Origin of the sequence: Propionicimonas sp. (assembly GCF_049840635.1) — a bacterium.
GTDB lineage: Bacteria > Actinomycetota > Actinomycetes > Propionibacteriales > Propionibacteriaceae > Propionicimonas.
Window position 1 is genome coordinate 1,111,979 of record NZ_JASGKL010000004.1, and the last position, 22,722, is coordinate 1,134,700.

At 71.4% G+C, this 22,722-nt stretch carries 20 protein-coding genes; 7 read left to right on the forward strand and 13 right to left on the reverse strand.

From position 1 onward, the window contains the following. Positions 1–119: 119 nt before the first annotated feature. Positions 120–2,243 (forward strand): S9 family peptidase, encoded by a 2,124-nt coding sequence (locus QM779_RS05400; protein ID WP_428532722.1) that lies wholly within the window; start codon positions 120–122, stop codon positions 2,241–2,243. Positions 2,244–2,438: 195 nt separating this feature from the next. Next, the gene (locus QM779_RS05405; RefSeq protein WP_428533078.1) at positions 2,439–3,386 is read left to right on the forward strand and encodes a sigma-70 family RNA polymerase sigma factor; all 948 of its coding nucleotides are present in this window, start codon (positions 2,439–2,441) and stop codon (positions 3,384–3,386) included. A gap of 183 nt (positions 3,387–3,569) precedes the next feature. On the opposite strand, the gene QM779_RS05410 is transcribed toward QM779_RS05405, so the two are convergent. From QM779_RS05410 to QM779_RS05420, 3 genes are all read right to left on the reverse strand, one after another. Continuing rightward, positions 3,570–4,436 carry an acyl-CoA thioesterase gene (locus QM779_RS05410; RefSeq protein ID WP_428532725.1) on the reverse strand — a complete coding sequence of 289 codons (867 nt, stop codon included), beginning with the start codon at positions 4,434–4,436 and terminating at the stop codon, positions 3,570–3,572. Between the two features lie 14 nt (positions 4,437–4,450). Further along, positions 4,451–5,350 carry a PAC2 family protein gene (locus QM779_RS05415; protein ID WP_428532728.1) on the reverse strand — a complete coding sequence of 300 codons (900 nt, stop codon included), beginning with the start codon at positions 5,348–5,350 and terminating at the stop codon, positions 4,451–4,453. Between the two features lie 110 nt (positions 5,351–5,460). Continuing rightward, complete coding sequence (locus QM779_RS05420; RefSeq protein ID WP_428532731.1) at positions 5,461–6,411, reverse strand: LysR family transcriptional regulator; 951 nt, start codon at positions 6,409–6,411, stop codon at positions 5,461–5,463. 81 nt (positions 6,412–6,492) lie between these two features. On the opposite strand from QM779_RS05420, the gene QM779_RS05425 reads away from it, so the two are divergent. Beyond that, a complete protein-coding gene (locus QM779_RS05425; RefSeq protein WP_428532734.1) occupies positions 6,493–6,666 on the forward strand; it encodes a hypothetical protein in 174 nt (57 codons plus the stop codon). Between the two features lie 184 nt (positions 6,667–6,850). Here QM779_RS05425 and hrpA read toward each other — a convergent pair whose 3' ends face one another. From hrpA to QM779_RS05445, 4 genes are all read right to left on the reverse strand, one after another. Then, positions 6,851–10,606: an ATP-dependent RNA helicase HrpA gene (gene hrpA, locus QM779_RS05430; RefSeq protein ID WP_428532737.1), complete on the reverse strand. Its 3,756-nt coding sequence runs from the start codon at positions 10,604–10,606 to the stop codon at positions 6,851–6,853. 70 nt (positions 10,607–10,676) lie between these two features. Beyond that, positions 10,677–11,576, reverse strand: coding sequence for a universal stress protein (locus tag QM779_RS05435; RefSeq protein WP_428532740.1), 900 nt, complete (start codon positions 11,574–11,576; stop codon positions 10,677–10,679). 1 nt (position 11,577) lies between these two features. Then, entirely contained in the window at positions 11,578–11,979 is a 402-nt protein-coding gene (locus QM779_RS05440) for a pyridoxamine 5'-phosphate oxidase family protein (RefSeq protein WP_428532743.1), read from the reverse strand. 75 nt (positions 11,980–12,054) lie between these two features. Further along, complete coding sequence (locus QM779_RS05445; RefSeq protein ID WP_428532746.1) at positions 12,055–12,990, reverse strand: AEC family transporter; 936 nt, start codon at positions 12,988–12,990, stop codon at positions 12,055–12,057. Positions 12,991–13,030: 40 nt separating this feature from the next. On the opposite strand from QM779_RS05445, the gene QM779_RS05450 reads away from it, so the two are divergent. The 3 genes from QM779_RS05450 to QM779_RS05460 are packed head-to-tail and all read left to right on the forward strand — an operon-like array spanning position 13,031 to position 15,074. Continuing rightward, positions 13,031–14,305: an acyltransferase family protein gene (locus QM779_RS05450; protein ID WP_428532749.1), complete on the forward strand. Its 1,275-nt coding sequence runs from the start codon at positions 13,031–13,033 to the stop codon at positions 14,303–14,305. A 30-nt stretch (positions 14,306–14,335) separates the two neighbouring features. Beyond that, complete coding sequence (locus tag QM779_RS05455) at positions 14,336–14,842, forward strand: DedA family protein (RefSeq protein WP_428532752.1); 507 nt, start codon at positions 14,336–14,338, stop codon at positions 14,840–14,842. Between the two features lie 10 nt (positions 14,843–14,852). Continuing rightward, entirely contained in the window at positions 14,853–15,074 is a 222-nt protein-coding gene (locus QM779_RS05460) for a hypothetical protein (RefSeq protein WP_428532755.1), read from the forward strand. Positions 15,075–15,099: 25 nt separating this feature from the next. Here QM779_RS05460 and QM779_RS05465 read toward each other — a convergent pair whose 3' ends face one another. From QM779_RS05465 to eno, 6 genes are all read right to left on the reverse strand, one after another. Next, positions 15,100–15,522 carry a GNAT family N-acetyltransferase gene (locus tag QM779_RS05465; protein ID WP_428532758.1) on the reverse strand — a complete coding sequence of 141 codons (423 nt, stop codon included), beginning with the start codon at positions 15,520–15,522 and terminating at the stop codon, positions 15,100–15,102. Positions 15,523–15,594: 72 nt separating this feature from the next. After that, positions 15,595–18,432 carry a vitamin B12-dependent ribonucleotide reductase gene (locus QM779_RS05470; RefSeq protein ID WP_428532761.1) on the reverse strand — a complete coding sequence of 946 codons (2,838 nt, stop codon included), beginning with the start codon at positions 18,430–18,432 and terminating at the stop codon, positions 15,595–15,597. 41 nt (positions 18,433–18,473) lie between these two features. After that, positions 18,474–18,932 (reverse strand): transcriptional regulator NrdR, encoded by a 459-nt coding sequence (gene nrdR / locus QM779_RS05475; RefSeq protein WP_428532764.1) that lies wholly within the window; start codon positions 18,930–18,932, stop codon positions 18,474–18,476. Between the two features lie 246 nt (positions 18,933–19,178). Next, on the reverse strand, positions 19,179–19,544 hold the full coding sequence (locus QM779_RS05480; RefSeq protein ID WP_428532767.1) for a hypothetical protein: 366 nt from the start codon (positions 19,542–19,544) through the stop codon (positions 19,179–19,181). A 170-nt stretch (positions 19,545–19,714) separates the two neighbouring features. Next, positions 19,715–20,311: a histidine phosphatase family protein gene (locus tag QM779_RS05485; RefSeq protein ID WP_428532770.1), complete on the reverse strand. Its 597-nt coding sequence runs from the start codon at positions 20,309–20,311 to the stop codon at positions 19,715–19,717. Continuing rightward, positions 20,308–21,588, reverse strand: coding sequence for a phosphopyruvate hydratase (gene eno, locus QM779_RS05490; protein ID WP_428532773.1), 1,281 nt, complete (start codon positions 21,586–21,588; stop codon positions 20,308–20,310). Before eno ends, QM779_RS05485 begins: the two co-directional genes overlap by 4 nt. A gap of 296 nt (positions 21,589–21,884) precedes the next feature. On the opposite strand from eno, the gene lexA reads away from it, so the two are divergent. Continuing rightward, the gene (gene lexA, locus QM779_RS05495; protein WP_428532776.1) at positions 21,885–22,652 is read left to right on the forward strand and encodes a transcriptional repressor LexA; all 768 of its coding nucleotides are present in this window, start codon (positions 21,885–21,887) and stop codon (positions 22,650–22,652) included. Positions 22,653–22,722: the final 70 nt, after the last annotated feature.

Consider the following 22,722-nt stretch of genomic DNA (forward strand, 5'->3'; position numbering starts at 1 on the left):
GTTCAAGGGCGCACGACAACCGGGGGTTGTCAATACTTCGCAGGTCCCATTGTGCCACGACCGCCTCCAACTCCCAAGCCGGGCCCCCTGGCTTCCGCGACCGCCCTAGGCTGGTCCTCGTGCCTGAATCCGCCCAGCCTCCCGTCGCGCCGCGCCGCCCCGAGCCGCGCGTCCACCACGGCGACATCTTCCTCGACCCCTACGCGTGGATGCGGGACAAGACCGATCCCGGGTTCCTGGCCTACCTCCAGGCGGAGAACGAGTGGACGGCGGCCCGGACCGAGCCGCTGGCCCACCTGCGGCAGGCCATCTACGACGACATCTCGGCCCGCACCCTTCAGACCGACCTCAGCGTCCCCGAGTTCGCGCGGCACCCCGGGCTGGGCGAGTTCTGGTACTACGCCCGCACCACGGAGGGCCTCGACTACCCCAGCCTGTTCCGCTGCCCCGCGCACGGGAGGGACTCGCTGCCCGATCCCGCCGCCGGCACGCCCGACGGCGAGCAGCTCCTGCTGGACGTGCAGGCCCTCGCCGCCGGTGAGGAGTTCTTCGCGCTCGGCTGCTTCGAGGTGTCTCCGGACGGACGCAGGGCCGCGTACTCCGTCGACACCACCGGGGACGAGCGCTACCGCCTGCTGTTCGTCGACCTCCTCACCGGCGCACACCTCGCCGACGAGGTCGAAGAGGTGGCCGGCGGCGGCACCTGGGCCGGCGACGAGGCGTTCTGCTACCTCACCGTCGACGACGCGTGGCGCCCGGACCGGCTGTGGCGGCACCGGCTGGGTGCGTCAGGCCCGGACGAACTCCTGCACACCGAACCCGACGAGCGGTTCTGGCTGGGCGTGGACTGCTCGCGGGACAACCGGTGGGTCATCCTCGGCGCCGCCAGCAAGACCAGCACGGAGGTGTGGCTGCTGGACACCGCCGACCCGTCCGCGGACCTGCGGTCGGTCGCGCCCCGACGAGAGGACGTCGAGTACGACGTCGAGGTCGCCGGCGACCGGCTGTTCATCGTCCACAACGACGGTGCGCCCGACTTCGCCCTCGCCGAGGCACCCCTGGACGCGACCTCGCCCGCGCAGTGGCGCACTTTGCGTCCCGGCGAGGACGGGACACGGCTGCTGGGCGTCACCGCGTACGACCGCGTCCTCGTGGTGAGCCTCCGCAAGGAGGGACTGCAGCGGGTGGCACTCCGCGGGCGCGACGCCGCGGGGGACGTGGGCGAGGAGGTCGAACTCACCTTCGACGAGCCCCTCTTCCACCTCGAGGCGGACGACGGCGACGAGGCGGACACCGACCGGATCCGGCTGCACTACCAGTCCATGGTCACCCCCGACCTGGTGCTCGAGCAGTCGCTGGTGGACGGCAGCCGCCGCCTGCTCAAGCAGCGTCCCGTCCTCGACCACCCCACGCTCGGGCCATACGTCCCGGGCGACTACGTGCAGCGCAGGGAATGGGCGACCGCGCCGGACGGGACCCGCGTCCCGATCTCGATCGTGCACCGCGCCGACACCCCGCTGGACGGCTCCGCCGGCTGCCTGCTGTACGGCTACGGCGCCTACGAGATCAGCATCCCGCCGACGTTCTCGATCGCCCGGCTGAGCCTGCTCGACCGCGGCTACGTGTACGCGGTCGCGCACGTGCGCGGCGGTGGCGAACTCGGCCGCGCCTGGTACCTCGACGGCAAGCTCGCGGCCAAGGAGAACACCTTCACCGACTTCGTCGCCTGCGCGCGGCACCTCGTCGCCGCCGGGTACACCAGCGTCGACCGGCTGGCGGCCGAGGGCGGCAGCGCCGGTGGGCTGCTGATCGGCGCGGCGGTCAACCTGGCCCCGGACGCGTTCGCCGCCGTCCACGCCGCGGTCCCGTTCGTGGACGCGCTGACCACGATCCTCGATCCCGACCTGCCGCTGACCGTCAGCGAGTGGGAGGAGTGGGGCGACCCGCTGCACGATCCGGACGCCTACTTCCGGATGCGCGGCTACTCCCCCTACGAGAACGTGCGGCGCACGCAGTACCCGGCGATCCTGGTCACCGCGAGCCTCAACGACACCCGGGTCGAGGTCACCGAGCCCGCCAAGTGGGTGGCCCGGCTGCGGCACGACTCGGGCTCGGAGCGCCCCGTCCTGCTGCGCACCGAGATCGTCGCCGGCCACGGCGGGGCGTCCGGCCGCTACCAGGCCTGGCGCGACGCCGCGTTCGAGCTCGCCTGGCTCGTCGACGCCACGTCCCCGCGCGACTGAACCGCGCCGCCCGCAGGGGGCCGGAGGCAGCCATTTGGACCCGTGTGCTAGGGCCCACGGTCTCAGCCCGGGTACAACCGTGGTCTTGATCTGCGCGAACGCCTGAGTCCACAGGATGTTCAGGGCCGTTTGTGGCAGCGAAACGACCGTTCGGCACGTTGTACTGCTGGCACGAGCGAAAGGGAATCACGAATGATCGCTACCGCACATCGGGTCCGCACCAACGATGGCATCGACGGCAAGGACGCGGTTGGTCTCTACCTGGACGGGATCGCCAAGACGCCCCTGCTGACCGCGGAGGAGGAAGTCCAGCTCGCCAAGCTGATCGAGGCCGGGCGCTACGCGCACGCGCTCCTCGACGACACGCTCGGTGACGCCGAGACCCCGCTGCGCACGGTGCAGGCCACCGACGACGAGCTGCGCGAGATCGCGCGCCAGGGTGACGAGGCCATGCAACGGTTCATCACCGCGAACCTCCGCCTGGTCGTCTCGGTCGCCCGCAAGTACGGCCGGGCCCAGATGCCGCTGCTCGACCTCGTGCAGGAGGGCAACACCGGCCTGATCCGCGCGGTCGAGAAGTTCGACTACACCAAGGGCTTCAAGTTCTCGACCTACGCGACCTGGTGGGTGCGCCAGTCGATCTCCCGCGGGATCGCCCAGCAGGGACGGATCGTCCGGCTCCCCGTCCACGTCGCCGAGCAGGTCAACCAGGTCTCCGCCGTCCGGCGCACGCTGGAACGGCGCCTGGGTCGTGAGCCCGAGCTGGTCGAGATCGCGGAAGAGCTCGGCGTCGCCGAGGAGCAGATCATCGACCTGCTGCGCCTGTCGCGTGACCACGTCAGCCTCGACGCACCCGTCGAGGAGGACGGCGACACCGCCCTCGGTGACCTGCTCGCCCGCGAGATGTCGCCCGGCCCCGACGAGGTCGTGCTGGACGCGGAGGACCGCGCGCGGCTCGACGCGATGCTGTCCGGCCTGGACGAGCGCTCCGCGGACGTCGTCCGTCGCCGCTACGGCCTGCTGGACGGCCGCCAGGCCAAGCTCGCCGACATCGCGGCGGTCTGGGGCATCACCGCAGAGCGCGTCCGCCAGATCGAGCGGCACGCCATCTCAAAGCTGCGCGGGGACGCCGAAGCCGCCTGAGGCACGGATCCAACATCACCCTTCGCACGACAGCGGCCCGGGAGCATTCCCGGGCCGCTGCTGTTTCCCCGGGAAGGAGAGATCCCGGGTCAAGCCCGGGATGACGAGCTCCCGCCCCTGTCATCCCGGCGAAAGCCGGGATCCCGCGCCTGCCACACCCCACCGGGACACACAGATCCCGGGTCAACCCCGGGATGACGAGTCGGCGCCGATCAGCCGGATCAGGCCCTCCTGGGCGCAGGACGCGGCGAGGCGTCCGGAGGAGAACAGGCGTCCGAAGCTGAAACCGAGCCCGGAGGACGCGGACGGGGAGACCTGGTCGTAGAGCAGCCACTCGTCGGCGCGCGCCGCCCGGTGGAACCACATCGAGTGGTCGATCGACGCGACCTGCATGTTCGGGCCGGCGAACTCGACCGGGTGCGGGACCGTGCTCACCGCCAGCAGAGTCAGGTCGCTGGCGTAGGCGAGGCAGGCCTGGTGCAGCCGGGGGTCGTCGGGCAGGGCGCTCTCCGTCCGCACCCAGACCTTCATCGCCGCGTCGGAGTGGCCGGCAGCGCTCAGTGGCGAGGTGTCGGACGCGAACCGCGTCTCCAGCACTCCCCATTCCTGGCGCCACGCCTCCGCGGCCCGACGCGACCGCGCGCCCAGCACCTCGGACAGCGGCGGGCACTCCTCGGGGGGCCGGACACCGCCCGGGGCGGTGTCGGAGTGATCGAGACCGGTCTCCTGCACGTGGTAGGAGCACACCATGGTGAAGATCACCCTGCCGCCCTGGTCGGCCACCACCCTGCGGGTGGAGAAGCTGCCGCCGTCCCTCGTGGTCTCCACGGTGTAGGTGATCGGCGTCGCGGCGGCGCCGGCGCGCAGGAAGTACGCGCCGAGGGAGTGCGCGACGCGTCCGTCCGGCACCGTGCGGTAGCCCGCGGTCAGCGCCTGCGCCAGCACCTGGCCGCCGAACACCCGCTGGCGTGCGGAGCCGGTGTCGCCCTGCCCCACGAAGGTGGTCTCCCCGGTCTGGTCGAGGTCGAGGATCCCGATCAGTTCGTCCACGGACTCCGGCACGGTCAGCGCCGGAAGTCGGGCGGCGGGTCCTGCTCGGCGAGGAACTGCTCGACGGCGGCGCCGATCTCGTCGGCGCTCGGCACGGACGCGGCCCCGCTGTTGCTCAGCCGGTCGTACTGCTCCTCCAGCGCGTGGACGACAGCCGGGAAGTCGGCGTCCTCCGCCGTCTCCGACTCGATGCCCTCGAGGTTCGAGGCGATCCGCTCGGCGAGCTCGCCCAGCGGGAACTCCAGCCCCGCGGCCTCCTGGACGCGGCGCAGTACCGCATCGCACGCCTGCGGGAACGCGGCCTGCGAGAGGTAGTGCGGCACGTGGGCCACGAAGCCCTGGCCGAGGATCCCGACCCGGCCGGCCCGGTACTCCAGGACGTGGGAGAAGCTGCCCGGGAGCTGGACGCGGTCGATCCACATGGGGTTGCCGCTGACGGTCGTGGGATCGGTGGAGTGTGCGGTGACGAGCGTTGGTCGCGTGTGCGGGACGGCCATCGGAACGCCGGAGACGGTCAGGATGCGCGAGACGTCCAGCCGCTCGGCGATGCCGAGGACGGCCGCGGCCGTGCGGTTCCACTGCGTGTCCGGTTCGGGGCCGGTGAACAGCAGGAACGGCGTGCCGTTCGCGTCCAGCACCCGGTGGATCACCAGCGAGTAGTCGGTCATCGAGACCCAGTGGTTGGTGTCGAACACCATTTGCGGACGGCGTGACCGGTAGTCGTGCAGCTGGTCGTGGTCGAACTCGACCAGTACCTCGTGCTCACACACCTCGAGGAGGTAGTGCCCGGCCGTGTGGGTGACCGAACCCGCGTCGATGTAGCCGTCGAGGAGGTGCAGCAGGGCGGGACGCGTCCCCCGCACCGCCTCCCAGAGGCTCGGGTCGAACGTGTAGAGCAGCCGAGGATCCAGCACCCGGCCACTGTACCCCGAGGGTCCCCCGGCGCCCCGGCATTGCGTTGTCGGCTGACGCCCGCGCCCGCTCGTCCGGACCGCGCCCTCCGGACGGTCCGTGTGGGCCGGGCTCAGTGCAGGCGACTGGGCCCAGGGGCGTGCCGGCGCAGCGCGGGGTTGAACTCGCCGAGCCGCCCGCCCAGCTCGGTGAGCAGTTCGATGGTCCTGCCCGCTGCCGGGTTCGTCCGCGCACTGTCGCGCACCAGCGCGACGATCCGGCGGTGGGGCGTGGGGTTGGTGGGACGGACGTAACCGATGTCGAAGCCCGACCAGCCGACGGCCAGCTGGGGAACGAGCGCGATCCCCACGCCCGCGGCGACGAACGCGAGTCCGGTGACGTGGTCCTGCGCGCGGGACACGTAGCGGGGCGTGAAGCCCGCCACCGCGCAGGCGTGGGCGGCCAGCCGCGTCGCGATCTCGTCGCTGAAGTCGTACTGCACCCAGTCGTCCTCGCTGAACTCGTTGAGCTCGCAGGTCTCGGCCTCGGCCAGCGGGTGGTCGGGCGGGACGGCGACCAGGAAGTCGTCCAGGCCCAGCTCGACCCTGCGGTAGGCGGGGGGAACGGTCGGCTCGTCGTAGGGAAGCTCTGTGTGGACCTCGACGTCGGCCTGGCCGGCGAGCTCGGCGGTGTCGGTCTCGTTGATGGACAACTCGAGGGTCAGGCCGGGGAACTCGCTGCGCAGCGTCCGCGCGACCGCCGGCACCCACGTGTAGGCGGCCGACGCGAACGTCCGCATGGTCAGGCGCTCGGTGGCGCCCTCCCTGAGCTCGCGGACGACGCCGTCCAGCTCCTTCATCGACTGCAGGGCCTCGGCGCTCGCCTTCGCGAGGACGACGGCCGCCGGGGTGGGCCGGATGCCGCGTCCCACCCGTTCCACGAGCGCGAACCCCACCTCCTTCTCCAGGGTGTGGACGTGCTGGCTCACGGTGGACGGAGTCAGGCCCAGGCGGCGTGCGGTGTCGTTCACCGAGCCGCTCGCGACGACGGCCCGCAGGATGCGGAGACGGTTCAGATCGAGCATGACTCAACAGTACGGCAGGACCGCACGATCATTCGGGATATTCAGCTTGTCCCGAATGAAGGAAGACGCGAGAATTTCCTCATGCTGAGCTACGCAGTCATCGACAGGGACCGCGAGCGGCTCGTCGAGGACCTCGACATCGCTCGCCAGATCGAACCCACTCCCACGTTTCCCCGCAAGGTCGACAGGCGGCACTGGTTCCGCCGTGCCATGACCGAGGGCGAGACCATCCGCACCCGCCTCGCGAGCGTCTGACCCCCTTCCTCGCAGCGCGGAATCCGCGTCCGCCGCACCAACCCCTCCTGTGCGCGCGGACGCCCCACCAGGCGCGGCCCCGCAGTGACGGGGCCGCGCTGACTGTCTGATCCGCGGCACGCTAGGAACCGTCCCCAGCGTGCCGGTGGAACGATGGGGACGGTTCCTATCGTGCCGCCCGGGCTCAGGACGCGGCGGCCATCGCGCTGCGCACGCGCTTCGCGGAGACCGGGACGGCGGTGCCCAGCGCTTGCGCGAAGAGGCTCACCCTCAACTCTTCCAGCAGCCAGCCGACGTCGGCCACCGACTCCGGGAGCGGTCCGGACGGGAACCGCGCGCAGAGCGCCGCGTACTCGTCCTCCAGCTCGCCGATCACCGCCAGCCCCTCCGCCTCGTGGCGGGGGTTGGACGTCGCTGCCTGCAACCGCCGCTGGATGCCCTTCAGGTAGGTGGGCAACCGCAGCCACGCGCGGACGGGGGTCGCGGACACGAAGCCGCGGTACACCAGCCCGTCGAGCTGTTCGGATGCGTCGTCGCGTGTCGCCGCCGGAGCGGACGGCAGTGCGCGGCGCACCTCGCCGGCGAGCTGAAGGATCTCCCCCGCCGCTGCCACCACCCGCTGCATCGCCGGCGCGGCATCGGCGCGGACGCCGTCGGCCAGCCGCTGGAACGACGCTGCGTCCCTGGTCTCCCACAGCCCGCCGGCGGCGTCCAGCAGGTCGCCGGTCGCCTTCAGGCGGGCGTCGGCCAGCAGGGCCGGCACGTCGGGGTACGGGGACGTCGCCAGCGCCAGCTTGGTCGCGTTGCCCATCCTGGACACGATCGACCGGGTCGGATCGACCGTGGTGAGCGTGACCAGTCGGCGCAGCCCGTTGCGGTGCGCCCGCCGTGCGGCGGCCGCGTCCGCGAACACCTGGACGCCGACCCGGTCGCCCCGGTCCACGAGCGCAGGGAAGCCGGGCATCGGGTCGTCGATCCGGTCGGGCAGCGTCCCGAACTCCCACGACCGCGCTCCGGGGTGCGTGAGATGACCGGCCGCGGCGTTGAGCGTGCGGCTGACCCTCGGGGCGAGTTTCCCGGAGAGTTCGGCGAGGTCCCGTCCGACGACCGGCTGGGCGCCGTCGGAGAGGACCCGGAAGCGCACCCGCAGGTGGTCGGGGATCGCCTGCGGCTGCCACGCGTCCTCCGGCACCTGGACGCCTGTCAGCGCGAGGATGGCCCGGCCCAGCCCCGCCCAGAGCGTCTCCGCGCCCGGCCCCGGATGGTCGACCAACCACTCCAGCGCCCGCCGGGCGGTGTCTGGGGCCGGCACGAGCCGCGTCCGCAGCGCCTTCGGCAGGGCGCGGATGAGCTCGGTGGCCACGTCCGGGCGCAGTCCCGGCACCTGCCAGGTGAAGGTGGCCGGGTCGAGCCGGGTGAGCAGCGCCAGCGGGACGCTCACGGTGACTCCGTCGTGGCCCGTGCCGGGGTCGAACGCGTAGTCGACCTCCAACTCCTCACCACCGGCGGCCCAGCGGTCGGGGTAGGCCTGCGTGTCGAGGTCCGCGTCCGGGACGACCAGGTCGTCCAGCGTCAGGTCGAGCAGGTGCTCGTCGGTGCGGCGAGCGTCACGCCACCACCGGTCGAAGTGGGCGACCGTCACCACGTCGGCAGGGATTCGCGCCTCGTAGAAGGCGGCGATGGACGCGTCGTCGAGCAGCAGGTCGCGGCGCCGGTTCCGGTCGGCCAGCTCCTCCGCCTCCGCGCGCACGGCCTGGTTCCGCGCCCAGAAGTGGTGGCGGGTGCGCCAGCGTCCCTCGACGAGGGCCGAGGTGATGAACACCTCACGGGCGACCACGGGGTCGATCCGGGCGTAGCTGACCAGCCGCTGGGCGATGATCGGGACGCCGAGCAGCGTGACCCGCTCGTACGCCACGCACTGGCCGCCCCGCTCCGACCAGTGCGGCTCGGAGTAGTTGTGCTTGAGCAGGTGGCCGCCGACCGCCTCGACCTGCTCCGCGGTGACCGGGGCGACTGTCCGCGCCCACAGTCGGCTGGTCTCGACCAGTTCGACGGCCATCACCAGCGGCGCGTTGGTGCGCGCTGCGCTCGAGCCGGGGTTGACGGCGAACCGCGCGCCCCGCGCGCCGAGGTACTCCGCCGGGCCCTTCCGCCTGCCTCGGGCCGGCTTGGCGAGGCTGGCCTCGTCCAGCAGGCCGACGTGGGACAGCAGCCCGGAGAGGACGGCGGTGTGGACGGCGTCCAGGCCCGCGGCGGCGTCGTTGCGGTGGTAGCCGACCTCCGTGCACGCCTCCCGGAGCTGGGCGTGCAGGTCCTGCCACTCCCGCACCCGGAGGAAGTTCAGGTACTCGCTGCGGCACAGCCGCCGGAAGGCGTTGCCGGACAGCGCGCGGCGCTGGTCGCGCAGGTAGGTCCACAACCGCAGAAGGGACGCGATGTCCGAGCCGTCCGGGGTCGGTTCGGCCGCACCGTCGAGCGGAGCCCAGAACCGGCGGTGGGCGGCGTCCGCCGCGGCGGTGTCCTCGCTCGGACGCTCACGCACGTCGGGGATCGCGATGCCGGCCACGATCGGCAGCACCTCGCGCAGGCAGCCCTGCCGGTCGGCCTCGACCAGCATCCGGCCCAGCCGCGGGTCGACGGGCAGGCGGGCGAGCGTCCGTCCCACCTTCGTCAGCCGGACGGTGCCGTGCGGCGTCCGGCCCTGCCCGAGCTCGATCGCGCCCAGTTCGGTGAGCAGCCGCAGGCCGTCCCGCACCTGGGAGGCGTCCGGCGGCTCCACGAAGGGGAACCGGGTGATGTCACCCAGCCCGGCGTCGGCCATCTGCAGGATGACCGAGGCGAGGTTGGTGCGCAGGATCTCCGGCTGGGTGAACTCAGGCCGGGACGTAAAGTCGTCCTCGCTGTACAGCCGGATGCACACGCCCGGACCGAGCCGGCCACAGCGGCCCGCACGCTGGTTGGCCGAGGCCTGCGAGATCGGCTCGATCGGCAACCGCTGCACCTTGGTGCGCGCCGAGTAGCGGGAGATCCGGGCGAACCCGGGGTCGATGACGTAGCGGATGCCCGGGACCGTGAGCGAGGTCTCGGCGACGTTGGTGGCCAGGACGATCCGACGGCCGGTGTGCGGGGTGAAGACCCGGTGCTGCTCGGCGACCGAGAGCCGCGCGTACAGCGGCACGACCTCGGTGAACCGCAGGTCGAGGCCGTTCAGGGCGTCGGCCGCGTCCCTGATCTCCCGCTCACCGGAGAGGAAGACGAGGATGTCCCCGTCGAGGCGCGCGGTGAGCTCCGTGACCGCGTCGCAGATCGCGTCCGTCTGGTCACGATCGCGGTCCTCCGCGGACCCGGCGACCGGGCGGTACCGGACCTCGACCGGGTAGGTGCGTCCGGACACCTCGATCACGGGCGCGTCGTCGAAGTGCTCGCTGAACCGGGCGGTGTCGATCGTCGCGGAGGTGATGATCACCTTCAGGTCGGGACGCCGCGGCAGCAGCTGCTTGAGGTAGCCGAGCAGGAAGTCGATGTTCAGGCTGCGCTCGTGGGCCTCGTCGATGATGATCGTGTCGTAGCGGCGCAGGTCGCGGTCGTGGGAGATCTCGGCGAGCAGGATGCCGTCCGTCATCACCTTGACGCGGGTCTCGCGGCTGCGCTGGCTGGAGAACCGCACCTGGAAGCCGACGGTGTGCCCGAGCTCCTCGCCGAGTTCCTCGGCCATCCGCGCGGCCACGCTGCGGGCGGCGATCCGGCGGGGCTGGGTGTGCCCGATGTGCCGGCGCCCGGCGAGCAGGCAGATCTTCGGCAGCTGCGTGGTCTTGCCCGAGCCGGTCTCCCCCGCCACCACCAAGACCTGGTGCGTCCGCAGCGCCCGCGTGATCTCCTCGACGTGCGCGCTGATCGGCAGCGCCTCGTCGAAGGCGATCCGGGGCGGCTCAGCGGTCATGGCCGACCAAGCTTACGCCGGACGGTGCGATGGCCCGGGTCACGCCGTCGAGGCCGGCATCGGAAGCGGGTCAGGAGCCGTGGCTGTCCTTGGGCCGGATCACGCCGACGGGGCAGCGTCCGTAGCTGAGCAGGCCACGGATCAGGCCGCCGACGGAGTAGGTCGGGAACGAGGCGTGAACCTCGACGGCGAGCAGGTCGAGCTCCTCGGTGCGGCCGACCAGGATGTCCAGCGGGCTGCCGTAGGCGACCTCGAGGGTGACGTCGACGCCCGGGTAGTCCTCGGTGATCTCCGAGACCATGTCGGCCATCCGGTTGCGTGTGACGTCGACCGCGGCCTGCTGCTGTTCCGGCGTCGGGTGCCCGCCGCTGAACCAACGGCCCTGCGGCGCCCGGCAGACGCTGAGCACGACGACGCGGCCGCCGTGGTGCGCACACTCGGTCAGCGCCCACTCCAGCGCCACCGCCCCGCGGGCGGCCGTGTCGACCGCGACCCCGATCACTCCCGTGCGCTCCGGCCGCGCGACGTCGTCGCCGGACACCACGATCACCGGGCAGTGCGACGCCCCCACGACACCGACGGCCGTCGAGCCGACGATCGCCTTCTCTCCGGTGCCGGCCGAGCGGCGTCCCACGACCACGAGGGACGCCCTGTCGCTGAGCCGGGTCAGGGCGGCCGCGGGGTTGCCGAGGACCACCTCGGTGCGGATCCGCTGCCGCGGCAGCCCGGCGGCGAGCGCGTCGTCGACCGCCTTCACGAGCATGGCGGCCGCGCCGTCCCTGATCTCGTCGGGGTCGAACACCACTCCCCAGGCGCTGTTCAGGACGGTGTCGTCGACCGCGTGGACCAGGACGAGTTCGGCTTCCCGCTGGAGCGCCTCGTCGACGCCGTACGCGAGCGCACGGTACGAGTCGTCCGACCCGTCGAAGCCGACCACCACCCGGGCCGGGCCGACATACGGTCTGAGCATCTCAACTCCTCGGGTGGTCGGCCGACACCGCGCGGCCGGAGTACGTGATCGGCGTGATGGCCACGGTGAGGGTCCGGCTCCCGGGCGCCCAGGGCTCCGGCAGCACCACGTCGGCCCTGCCGGTGTACTCGCGGGTCTCGCCCCGCACCAGGACGCTCCAGCCCGTCGCCGTGGGGACGTCGATGTCGTCCACCTCGAACGCGACCCTGACCGTGCCGGAGAGCTCGCCCATCACGGACTCGGGGTCGACGCGGATCAGGACCTTCTCGCCGGTCACGCAGTACGTCACGGGGAGAACCTGGAGCCCCTCACCGGAGAGCCAGCAGACGCGTCCCACGCTGTGGCCGCGGATCAGCTGACGGCATTCGTCACCCGAGAGTCGGGTGAAGTGACCACTGTCCATCGCGCGCATGCTATTACCTTTCCCCTCTGTCGGCGGCCGGAAGCGCCGAAGTCAGCGGCACTTCCTGCGGAGTCGTCAGCGCAGCCACGTCGAGGCCGCCACGATCACGGGGATGGACGCGAGGGTCGAGATGAAGATCGCGTCGCGGGCCAGCAGCGTCCGGACGTGGTAGCGACTCGAGATCAGGTAGATGTTCTGGGCGGTCGGGAGCGCGGCGATCACGACCACCGCCAGCAGGTCGGACGGCGCGAGGTGGAACACCCAGGCACCCAGGGCGAGGGCGATCGCGGGGTGGATGACGACCTTGATCGGCGTGACCAGTGCGAGTTCGCGGACGTGCGGGCCGCGGCCCGGCAGCGGGTCCAGCCGCAGCGAGATGCCGAAGGCGATCAGCATCGCGGGCACCGCCACGCCCCCGATCATGTCGATCGGAGCCCAGACCACGTCGGGCAGCGTGAGGTGGAGGGCGTTCAGGCCGAGGCCGGCCAGGGTGCCGACCGTGATCGGGTTGCGGAACGGGAGGCTCACGTAGCGCACCCAGCTCAGGCGTCGTCCGTCCCTGCGGGCGGCGGCGAGATCGAGCAGCGCCATCGCCGTGGGCTGCATCACGCCGACCTGGATCAGCATGACCGGGGCCATCCAGGTCATGTCGCCCAGCACGTACGCGGCGATCGGCAGGCCGAGGTTCCCGGCGTTGGTGTAGACCGCGCAGAGCGTCCCGATCACCCGACCGGCCAGGTCTCCCCGGCCCAGCCACAGCCGTGCCGCGACGAGATGGACGACGGCCCCGAGCGCAATGGCCAGGGCAGAGACGACCAGCGTGTCACTGAAGAGGTGGGAGAGGTCCGCGCGCGCGACCAGGGAGAACAGCAGCGCGGGTGACGCGACCGTGAAGGCCAGCCGCGACAACATCCGGCGGTGGGCCTCGTTGAGGACGCGGAAGTGCGCGACCACCCAGCCGACAGCGATCACCGCCCCGATGGTCAGGTATCCGCTGAGCGCCGCCTGCACGGTGGCCAGCCTAGGGTCAGGAAGTGCCTACGATGTCCCGGTGTCCGGACGCAACCACCTGATCGACGTCGCCCGCATCTCGTCGATGCTGATCGTCGTGGTGTTCCACAGCCTGCTGTGGCAGGTGCTCCTGGTCGACGGCCACGTGCAGGTGGTGCCGTGGGCGCCGGGGCGGGTGTTCTGGGCGATCAGCTGGGTGGCGACGATCATCCCCGTGTTCTTCGTGGCGGCCGGCTACGCGAATGCCGTGGTGGTCGACACGTGGCGGGCGGGCGGGGAGCCGTACGCGTCCTTCCTCACCCGGAGGGGCAGCAGGCTGCTCGGGCCGATGACCCTGTTCCTCGCCGTGTGCACGGTGGTCGCCAGCGTGGCCGCCTGGGCGGGCTGGCCGGTGGAGGCGTCCGCCCTGAGTCGGCAGTTCGCCCAGCTGCTCTGGTTCGCCGTCGTCTACGAACTCCTGCTCGCCGCCGCCCCACTGGCGGTGTGGCTGCACGACCGGTACGGCGCCTGGGTGATGCTCCCGATGCTCGTCGGTGTCGTGGTGGTGGACGCTGTCGTGCGGGCGTCCGGTGACCTCGGCCTGCAGTGGCTGAACCTCGCCTTCGCGTGGCCGCTGGCACACCAGTGGGGCATCGCCTACCACCGGGGCTGGTTCCGCGGCTGGTCGACCCGCCGGTTGCTCGTTCTGCTGGCCGGCGCCGTCGCCGTGATCGCCGTACTGGTGTTCGGGCTGGGTTACCCGCCCGCCGCGGTGGCGTGGGCCGACGTCCTGGTGGCGAACCTGCTGCCACCCACGCTCGCCATCGTCGTGCTCGGCTTCGCCCAGACCTGCGTCCTCGGCCTCGCCGAACGGGCCGGCGTTGCCGCCCGGCCCAGTGAGCGTGCGACGGGACTGGTGCGGCTGGCCAACGCCCTCCTGCTGACGGCCTACCTGTGGCACATCCCCGCGATCGTGGTGTCGGCGGGGCTGTTGGTGGGTCTCTCGCTGCTGCTCCCCTGGGCCGCGCCGGTCCTGATGAACGCGCTGCTGCTGGTCGTCGTGGTGCTGGTGGTGGTCGTGGTGGCCGTGCCGTGGATCGCGCGGGTCGAGGTGCGCCTGATCCCCCGGCTCGGGCCCGGGGTTCCCGTCCGGGGTCTGGCCGAGGCCGGATACGCGCTGTTCGCGGCAGGGACGTGGGCGGCCTGGCAGTTCGGCTCGGTCCTGCACCCTTCGGACCCGGACGGGACGCTCGCGGTCGTCCTGTTCGCCGCCGGTGCGCTGCTGCTGCGGCGCGCGACGACCGGGACGAGGACGGCGGCGGCCTCCCCGTCGTAAGCTGGCCGCCCGACCGACCCGGGAGGCCCGATGGACCCCACGGCGTGGAACGTCCCGTTCCCCGTGGTGGTCGGCGCGCTGTTCGTCATCGTGATGTGCCGGGCGAACGGCACCTACTGGCTGGGCCGGCTCGGCTCGGCCGGCGCGCGGCGGACGCGGCTGGCCCGGTTGATGGACTCCCCCGGCTACCGGAGCGCGACGGCCAGGATCGACCGGTACGGCGCCCCGGTGGTGGCCGTGTCCTTCCTGACGATCGGCTTCCAGACGCTGGCGAACCTCGCCGCCGGCGCGACCGGGATGAAGCTGCGGCACTACCTCCCGGCCGTCACCATCGGCTCGGTGGCGTGGGCGCTGCTCTACGCGACGCTCGGGACGGTGGGCGTCGACCTGTTCGGCGACCTGTGGGCGCGCTCTCCCGCCCTGGCGATCGGGCTGGGCGTCCTCGTCGTCGGGGCGATCGTCGGCTTCGTCGTCCTCCAGCACCGCCGTGGCGCCCGCGCAGCCGAACCACAGCCCGACGACAGCATCGCGGCCTAGGATCTCCCGCATGGCCGAGATCAGGAAGTTCGACCCCGCCGCGGGCAGCGCGATCGCCCAGGCCCTCAAGGCTGCCATGGGCGAGCCCGTGCGTCCGGTGGCGCCCGGCGACGCTCCGGTCGCCCGGCACACCACGCCCGAGCCCCCGGCCACGACCTCCTGGGTGTCCCTCCAGGTGAACACCACCATCGCCGCCGGGGGCGACCGGGACGAGGAGACCGACGCCGACTGAGCCTGCGGGCGACGACGGACGGTTGCTAGACCCGGCCGCGGCCCATCCAGCGGGAGGGTTCGGCCAGCGGCTCGAAGCCGTACTGCGCGTACAGGCCGTGGGCGTCCGCGGTGGCCAGCAGCGTGCGCCGCACACCGAGGGCATCCAGGTCGGCCACGACCCCCTCGATCAGGAGCTTGCCCACGCCGGAGCCCCGGACGTCCGGGGAGACGAAGACGTCGCAGAGCCACGCGAACGTCGTCGCATCGGTGACCACCCGCGCGTAGGCGACCTGCTCACCCGTGCCGGCGTCCCGCACGCTGTAGTTGCGGGAGGCGTCGATCGCGGCGTCCTGCGCCTCGCGCGTCCGGCCGAGCGCCCAGTAGGCCTGCTCGCTCAGCCAGGCGTGCACCAGGCCGCGGTCGACGTCCGCGGTGTCGTTGGAGAACAGGTGGTCGGTGTTCAGCACCCGAGGATCGTAGCCATCGGGGACGGCACGGGGCGGCCGGGTCGCTCGACCCGGCCGCCCCGTGGTGACCGATCAGCTGCAGCCGCTGGTGGAGCCGCAGCCCTCGCAGATGTAGCAGGAGCCGGAGCGCCGCATCTTCGTGCCGCAGGTGAGGCACAGCGGGGCGTCGACGCTCAGGCCGGACAGCTTCTCGAGCACCTCGGCGGTCGAGTGCGCGCTGACCTCGACCAGCGCCGGCTGGTTCGGACCGTCCTCGTGCACGCGGACATCGTCGGCGGCGTCGTTCTTCAGCGACTCCGACTCGATCAGCTCCGCCTCGTCCTCCTCCGACAGGTACCGGCCGGTCTCGACGTAGCGGGCCCGCTCGGCCGCGGTGTGGATCCCCAGCTCCGCGCGCTCGTCGAACGAGAGATAGTCCAGCGCCAGCCGGCGGAAGATGTAGTCCATGATCGACTGCGCCATCCGCACGTCCGGGTCGTCGGTCATGCCGGCCGGCTCGAACTTCAGGTTGGTGAACTTCTGCACGAACTGCTCCAGCGGCACGCCGTACTGCAGGCCGATCGAGACCGCGATCGAGAACGCGTCCATCACGCCGGCCAGGGTCGAGCCCTGCTTGCCGAGCTTGAGGAACACCTCGCCGAGGTTGCCGTCGTCGTACTGGCCCGACGTCATGTAGCCCTCGGCGCCGGCGACGGAGAACGACGTGGTGCGGCTGATCCGGGACTTCGGCAGGCGCTTGCGGCGGGGACGGTACTCGATCCGCACCTCCTGCTCCGGCTTCACCTCGGTCTTGCCGCTGTCGGCCTTGGCGTCGCTCAGCGGCTGGCCCACCTTGCAGTTGTCGCGGTACACCGCCAGCGCCTTGAGGCCGAGCTTCCAGCCCTGCAGGTAGACGTCGGCGATCTCCTCGACCGTCGCGGTCTCCGGCAGGTTGACCGTCTTGCTGATCGCGCCGGACAGGAACGGCTGCACGGCCGCCATCATCCGCACGTGGCCCATCGGCTTGATCGACCGCTGGCCCATCGCGGTGTCGAACACCTCGTAGTGCTCCGGCTTCAGGCCGGGGGCGTTCACGACGTGGCCGTTGGCGGAGATGTACTCCACGATCGCCTCGATGGTCTCCTCGGCGTAGCCGAGCCGGGTCAGCGCCCGCGGGATCGTCTGGTTGACGATCTGCATCGAGCCGCCGCCGACGAGCTTCTTGAACTTCACCAGGGAGAAGTCCGGCTCGATGCCGGTGGTGTCGCAGTCCATCATGAAGCCGATCGTCCCGGTCGGCGCGAGGACGGAGGCCTGGGCGTTGCGGAAGCCGTTCTTCGCCCCGAGCGAGACGACCCTCTCCCACTCGACGCCCGCGGCCTCGTGGATCGGCTTGTCGAGCTCGGTGTAGGTGCGGACGTCGTCGTTGGCGGCCTGGTGCTTGCGCATCACCCGCTGGTGGGCGGATGCGTTGCGGGCGTAGCCGTTGTACGGGCCGACCACACCGGCGAGCTCGGCCGAGCGTCGGTAGGACGCGGCCGTCATCAGGGAGGTGATGGACGCGGCCAGCGCCCTTCCGCCCTCGGAGTCGTAGCCCCGCCCGACCGCCATCAGCAGCGCGCCGAGGTTGGCGTACCCGATGCCCAGCTGCCGGAAGTTCCGCGTGGTCTCGCCGATCGGCTCGGTCGGGAAGTCCGCGAAGCAGATCGAGATGTCCATCGCGGTGATCACCAGTTCGACGGCCTTCGTGAACAGCGCGACGTCGAAGGTGTCGTCCTCGCGCAGGAACTTCAGCAGGTTCAGGCTGGCCAGGTTGCAGGAGGAGTTGTCCAGGCTCATGTACTCGCTGCACGGGTTCGACGCGGTGATCCGCCCCGACTCCGGGTTGGTGTGCCAGGCGTTGATCGTGTCGTCGTACTGAAGGCCCGGGTCCGCGCACTCCCAGGCCGCCTGGGAGATCTTGGCGAACAGGTCGCGGGCGTCGACGGTCTCGATCACCTCACCGGTCATCCGTCCGCGCAGCCCGAACTCGGCGCCCTCCTCGACCGCGCGCATGAACTCGTCGTTCACCCGGACCGAGTTGTTCGCATTCTGGTACTGGACGCTGACGATGTCCTTGCCACCGAGGTCCATGTCGAAGCCGGCGTCCCGCAGCGCACGGATCTTGTCCTCCTCGCGCGCCTTGGTCTCGACGAACTCGTAGATGTCGGGGTGGTCGACGTCCAGGACCACCATCTTCGCCGCACGCCGGGTGGCGCCACCGGACTTGATGGTGCCCGCGGACGCGTCCGCACCGCGCATGAACGAGACCGGGCCGGACGCGGTGCCGCCCGAGGAGAGCAGCTCCTTCGACGAGCGGATCCGGGAGAGGTTCAGGCCGGCCCCGGAGCCGCCCTTGAAGATGAAGCCCTCCTCCTTGTACCAGTTCAGGATCGAGTCCATCGAGTCGTCGACGGACAGGATGAAGCAGGCGCTCACCTGCTGCGGGCTGGTCGTCCCGACGTTGAACCACACCGGGGAGTTGAAGCTGAAGTACTGGTGCAGCAGCATCCAGGTGATCTCGTGCTCGAAGACCTCCGCGTCCTCCGCGCTCGCGAAGTAACCGTTCTCCTCGCCGGACGCGCGGTAGGTCTTCACCACCCGGTCGATCAGCGTGCGCAGGCTCGCCTCACGCTGCGGGGTGCCCAGGGCACCCCGGAAGTACTTCGTCGTCACGATGGTGGAGGCGTTCACGCTCCAGAAGTCGGGGAACTCCACCCCGCGCTGCTCGAAGACGTGCTCGCCGGTCTTCCAGTTGGTCTGGACGACGTCGCGATGCTCCCAGGTGACCTCGTCGTAGGGGTGCACGCCGGCGGTCGTGAACACGCGGTCGATCTTGAGGCCCGGCGCCTTCCGGCCACCTCTGGTGGTGGCCTTGACGGTCTCGGTCATGGTGCTGCCTTTCGATTATCTGGAGGGTGGGAGGTGTGTGTTCAGTGGGAAACGAGCGCCTGCTGGCGCAAGGTCTCGATCTCGGCCTCGAAGTCCTCGACCGAGTCGTAGTGCTTGTAGACGGACGCGAACCGCAGGTACGCGACGGAGTCGAGCTCGCTGAGCGGGCCCAGGATGGCCAGGCCGACCTCGTCGGCGGGGATCTCGGCCTGCCCGCTGGCGCGCAGGGTCTCCTCGACGCGCTGCCCGAGCCGGGCCAGGTCGGCCTCGGAGACGGGGCGTCCCTTGCAGGCCTTGGCGACGCCGGTGACGACCTTCTCTCGGGAGAACGGCTCGACCACGCCGGAGCGCTTCACGACCACGAGTTGCATCTGCTCCAGCGTGGTGAACCTGCGCTCACACTGGGGGCACTGGCGGCGCCGGCGGATGCTCGTGCCGTCCTCGGCGACGCGGCTGTCGAGGACCCGGGTGTCGGTGTGGCGGCAGAACGGGCAGTGCACTTCCGGGCTCCTCTCCTGGCGGGAACGGTGGATCGTGATGTGGATAAACCTGTGCATCTCCACCACTAGCTGTGGAGGAACCACAGCCGTGTAACTACTACATCTAGAGGTTATGCCGCCGGACGCCCACTGGCAACATCCGGCGTGTCGGCGTGTTGGACCGATGCGTGAGTGGAATTGCCGACGTCCCGGAATTGCCGACGCCGACCGGCTCCCCCACGGGCCGGTCGGCGTCGAGACAGGGGCTCAGCCCTGCGCAGCCACCGCCACGTCGGGCCTGGCGGCGACCGGCGCGTCGCTGACCGAGAGGAACGCGGTCACGAGGACCACCGTCGCCACGGCGACCACGGCCAGGAAGAAGGTGACCACGACGGCGATCCCCCGGTCGGTGAGCTGCCAGTCGCTGCGTCGCGGCGCAGCAGCCGGGCGCACCGTCGCCGTCGCGGACGCCGGAACCTGCACCGGGGGCGCCACCACACCCAGCGGGCGTCCGCCCGGAAGTGCCGTGACCGGACGGGCCTGCGGCGAGCGCTCCACGTGGCGCCACCGGACCGGCTGCGGCACAGCGGTGGGGACCGGGACGAGCAGGTCTTCAAGCAGCAGGGCGCTCATGGTTACTCCTCGGTACTCGCACAAGTGTTCGATACCTGTTTCTACCCCGACGTGAGCGCCGGGTCAAGGCTATTCGAACAATTGTTCGCCCGCGTGTCGGGATGTGACGAGTCTCACAGGTGCCACTGACACTCCCCTTTGGGACGGGTGGGAAGGCGGTGCCGCACGGCTCAGGAGCGTGCCAGGGCCACCTCCTGGGGATCGTCCTTGCTGTCCGCCACCACGAGGTGCCAGCCCGTGCCGTCGTGGCGCAACAGGCTCCAGCACCCCGTCCTGGGCGGCAGGTGGTCGGCGCGGCCGGTGCCGGGGGTGAGTCGGTCGAGGACCTGTCGGATCACGGCGTCATGGCTCACCACGACCACCGGGCCGGGTCCGTGGGTGGCGGCCAGGAGATCGGCGAGGGCGGCGTCCGCACGCGCGAACACGGCGTCGGCGGGCTCCACGCCGGGGGCTGCGTCGAGTGAGCCGTACGTCGTGACCACCTCCCGCTCGACCGCGCCGTCGAACAGCCCGTAGTCGCGATCGGCGAGGCGCGCATCGGTCTCCACCCCCAGGCCGACGGCCTCGGCGACGGGCCGTGCCGTCGCCACCGCCCTGCGCAGCGGGCTGGACACCACGCGGACGGGCACGAGCCCGCCGAGGACGCGGCCGAGGTCCCTCGCCTCCGCGACACCGACGAGGTCGAGGTCGGGGTCAAGGCGTCCCCGGAGCCGGCCGGCCGCGTTCAGTGCGGTGCGACCGTGGCGGCACAGGTAGACGTCGATCATGATGCGGCCCCCCGTTCCGGCAGCCCGTGGTCGAGGTCCGGACGGCGTGCCTCGATCGCGATCAGCCGGTTGTACTTCGCCACGCGCTCACCGCGGGCCGGCGCTCCCGACTTGAGCTGCCCGCACCCGGTGGCGACGGCGAGGTCGGCAATGAAGCTGTCGGGGGTCTCGCCGGAGCGGTGCGAGACCATCTGCCCGTAGCCCGCGTCGTGACAGACCCGCATCGCCTCGATCGTCTCGCTCACCGTCCCGATCTGGTTCAGCTTGATCAGGGCGGCGTTCGCGATCCCTTCCGAGATCGCGGCGGAGATGATGGCCGGATTGGTGCAGAAGTTGTCGTCGCCGACCAGCTGGACGCGATCCCCGAGCGTGGCGGTGAGCCGCTTCCACCCCTCGGGATCCTGCTCGCCGAGCCCGTCCTCGATGCTCCAGACCGGGAACCGGTCGACCATCGCTGCGTAGCGGGCGATCATGTCGGCGCTGGAGAGCGTGGCGCCGTTCACCCGGTAGCCGTCGGCGGACCAGAACTCGGACGCCGCGGGGTCGAGCGCGATGCCCACGCCTGCGGACCCCCTGGCGTAGCCGGCGTCGTCGATCGCCGCGACGATCAACTCGAGCACGTCCTCCGGCTCGGCGAGGTCAGGGGCGAAGCCGCCCTCGTCGCCCAGTCCGACGTTCCTGCCTGCTGCCACCAGGCGCCCGCGCAGCGCGTGGTACACCTCGGCGCCGGCGCGAACCGCCTCGGCCACCGACGGTGCGCCCAGCGGACAGACCATGAACTCCTGGAAGTCGAGGGGGTTCGCCGCGTGCGCACCGCCGTTGAGCACGTTGAAGCACGGGACGGGCATCCTCGGCGGCGCGCCCGTCCCCGGCAGCCAGTCGACCAGCTCCCGCCCGGCCGAACCGGCGAGCGCCCGCGCCAGCGCCATCGACGTCCCCACGAGGGCGTTCGCGCCGAGCCGGGCCTTGTTCGGCGTGCCGTCGAGCGCGCACATCGAGGCGTCCACCTCGGCGAGGTCCGTCCAGGGCCGCCCGGCGAGCTGGGCATTCAGCTCTCGGTTCACGTTGTCCGCGGCCTTTCGCACACCGCTGCCCCCGAACCGTGCCGGGTCGCCGTCGCGCAGTTCGACCGCTTCCCGCGTCCCCGTCGACGCCCCCGAGGGGACGCCGGCCGAGGCGACCGTCCCATCGGCGAGCCGCACAGTGACCTCCAGCGTGGGCCGACCGCGCGAGTCGAGGACCTCCAGCGCGCTCACCCCTTCGATCTCGAACACCATCTCCGCACCCTTCCGCTCACCCGGGCCCACGGTGGGTCCGGAGGTGCACCATGGCCGGCGGATCGGGGAGGGACGACACCCCACCCTGGGTGGCCGGACGGCACACCGGGTAGGGACTGTTGGTCGCAGGAGCGACGGTTCTGAGGAGGGCGAGCCCCACCGCCCGGTTCCGACTCTAGTCCGCTTGCCCGAACCCGGAGCAGACCGCGAGATGTCGAAATCACAACACGGCCGAAATTGCGACACGCTCGAACACCTGTTTGAATCCCGCCCTCAGGCGGGCTAGCTTGCTGTCCATGGCGACCACGGCAGAACCCCCGGCCCGCAGGCGCGGCCGTCCGCGCAAGGAAGACATCGCAGCCCAGCTGGGCAAGAAGGTCAGCCAGCTGCCCGACGGCCCCGTGGACAGCGAGGGCCTGACCGTGCGCCAGCGCAAGATCCTCGAGGTGATCAGGGACGACCTCGTCAGCAGGGGGTACCCGCCCACGATCCGCGAGATCGCCGACCGGGCCGGCCTGGCGTCCTCGTCCTCCGCCGCGCACCAGCTGAAGGTACTCCAGGCGAAGGGTTTCATCTTCCGTGACCCGCACCGTCCGCGCGCCCTCGAGGTGCGGCTCCCCGAGACGCTCTCCGTGAGTGGGGTGCCGGTCCTCGAGCCGGTCGAACCCGACCTGCCCGCGCCGAGCGCTCCGTCCGTCCGGGTGCCGATCGTCGGCCGGATCGCCGCCGGCGGCCCGATCCTCGCCGAGCAGGTGGTTGAGGACGTGTTCACGCTTCCCCGCCAGCTCGTCGGGGAGGGCACCCTGTTCCTGCTCGAGGTCAAGGGCGACTCGATGGTGGACGCGGCCATCTGCGACGGCGACTACGTCGTCGTCCGGCAGCAGCCCGACGCGAGCAACGGCGAGATCGTCGCGGCCCTGATCGAGGACGAGGCGACGGTGAAGACGCTCAAGCGCACGCTCGACGCGGTGTGGCTGCTTCCCCACAATCCCGCCTACGAGCCCATCGACGGCACCAACGCCACGATCATGGGCAAGGTCGTCGCGGTCCTGCGCCGGGTCTAGCGGGAACCTCGCCGGGGTCTCCGAAGAGACCGACACCTTCTGTCCACTCAGCTGGTGGTTCAGGCAGCCA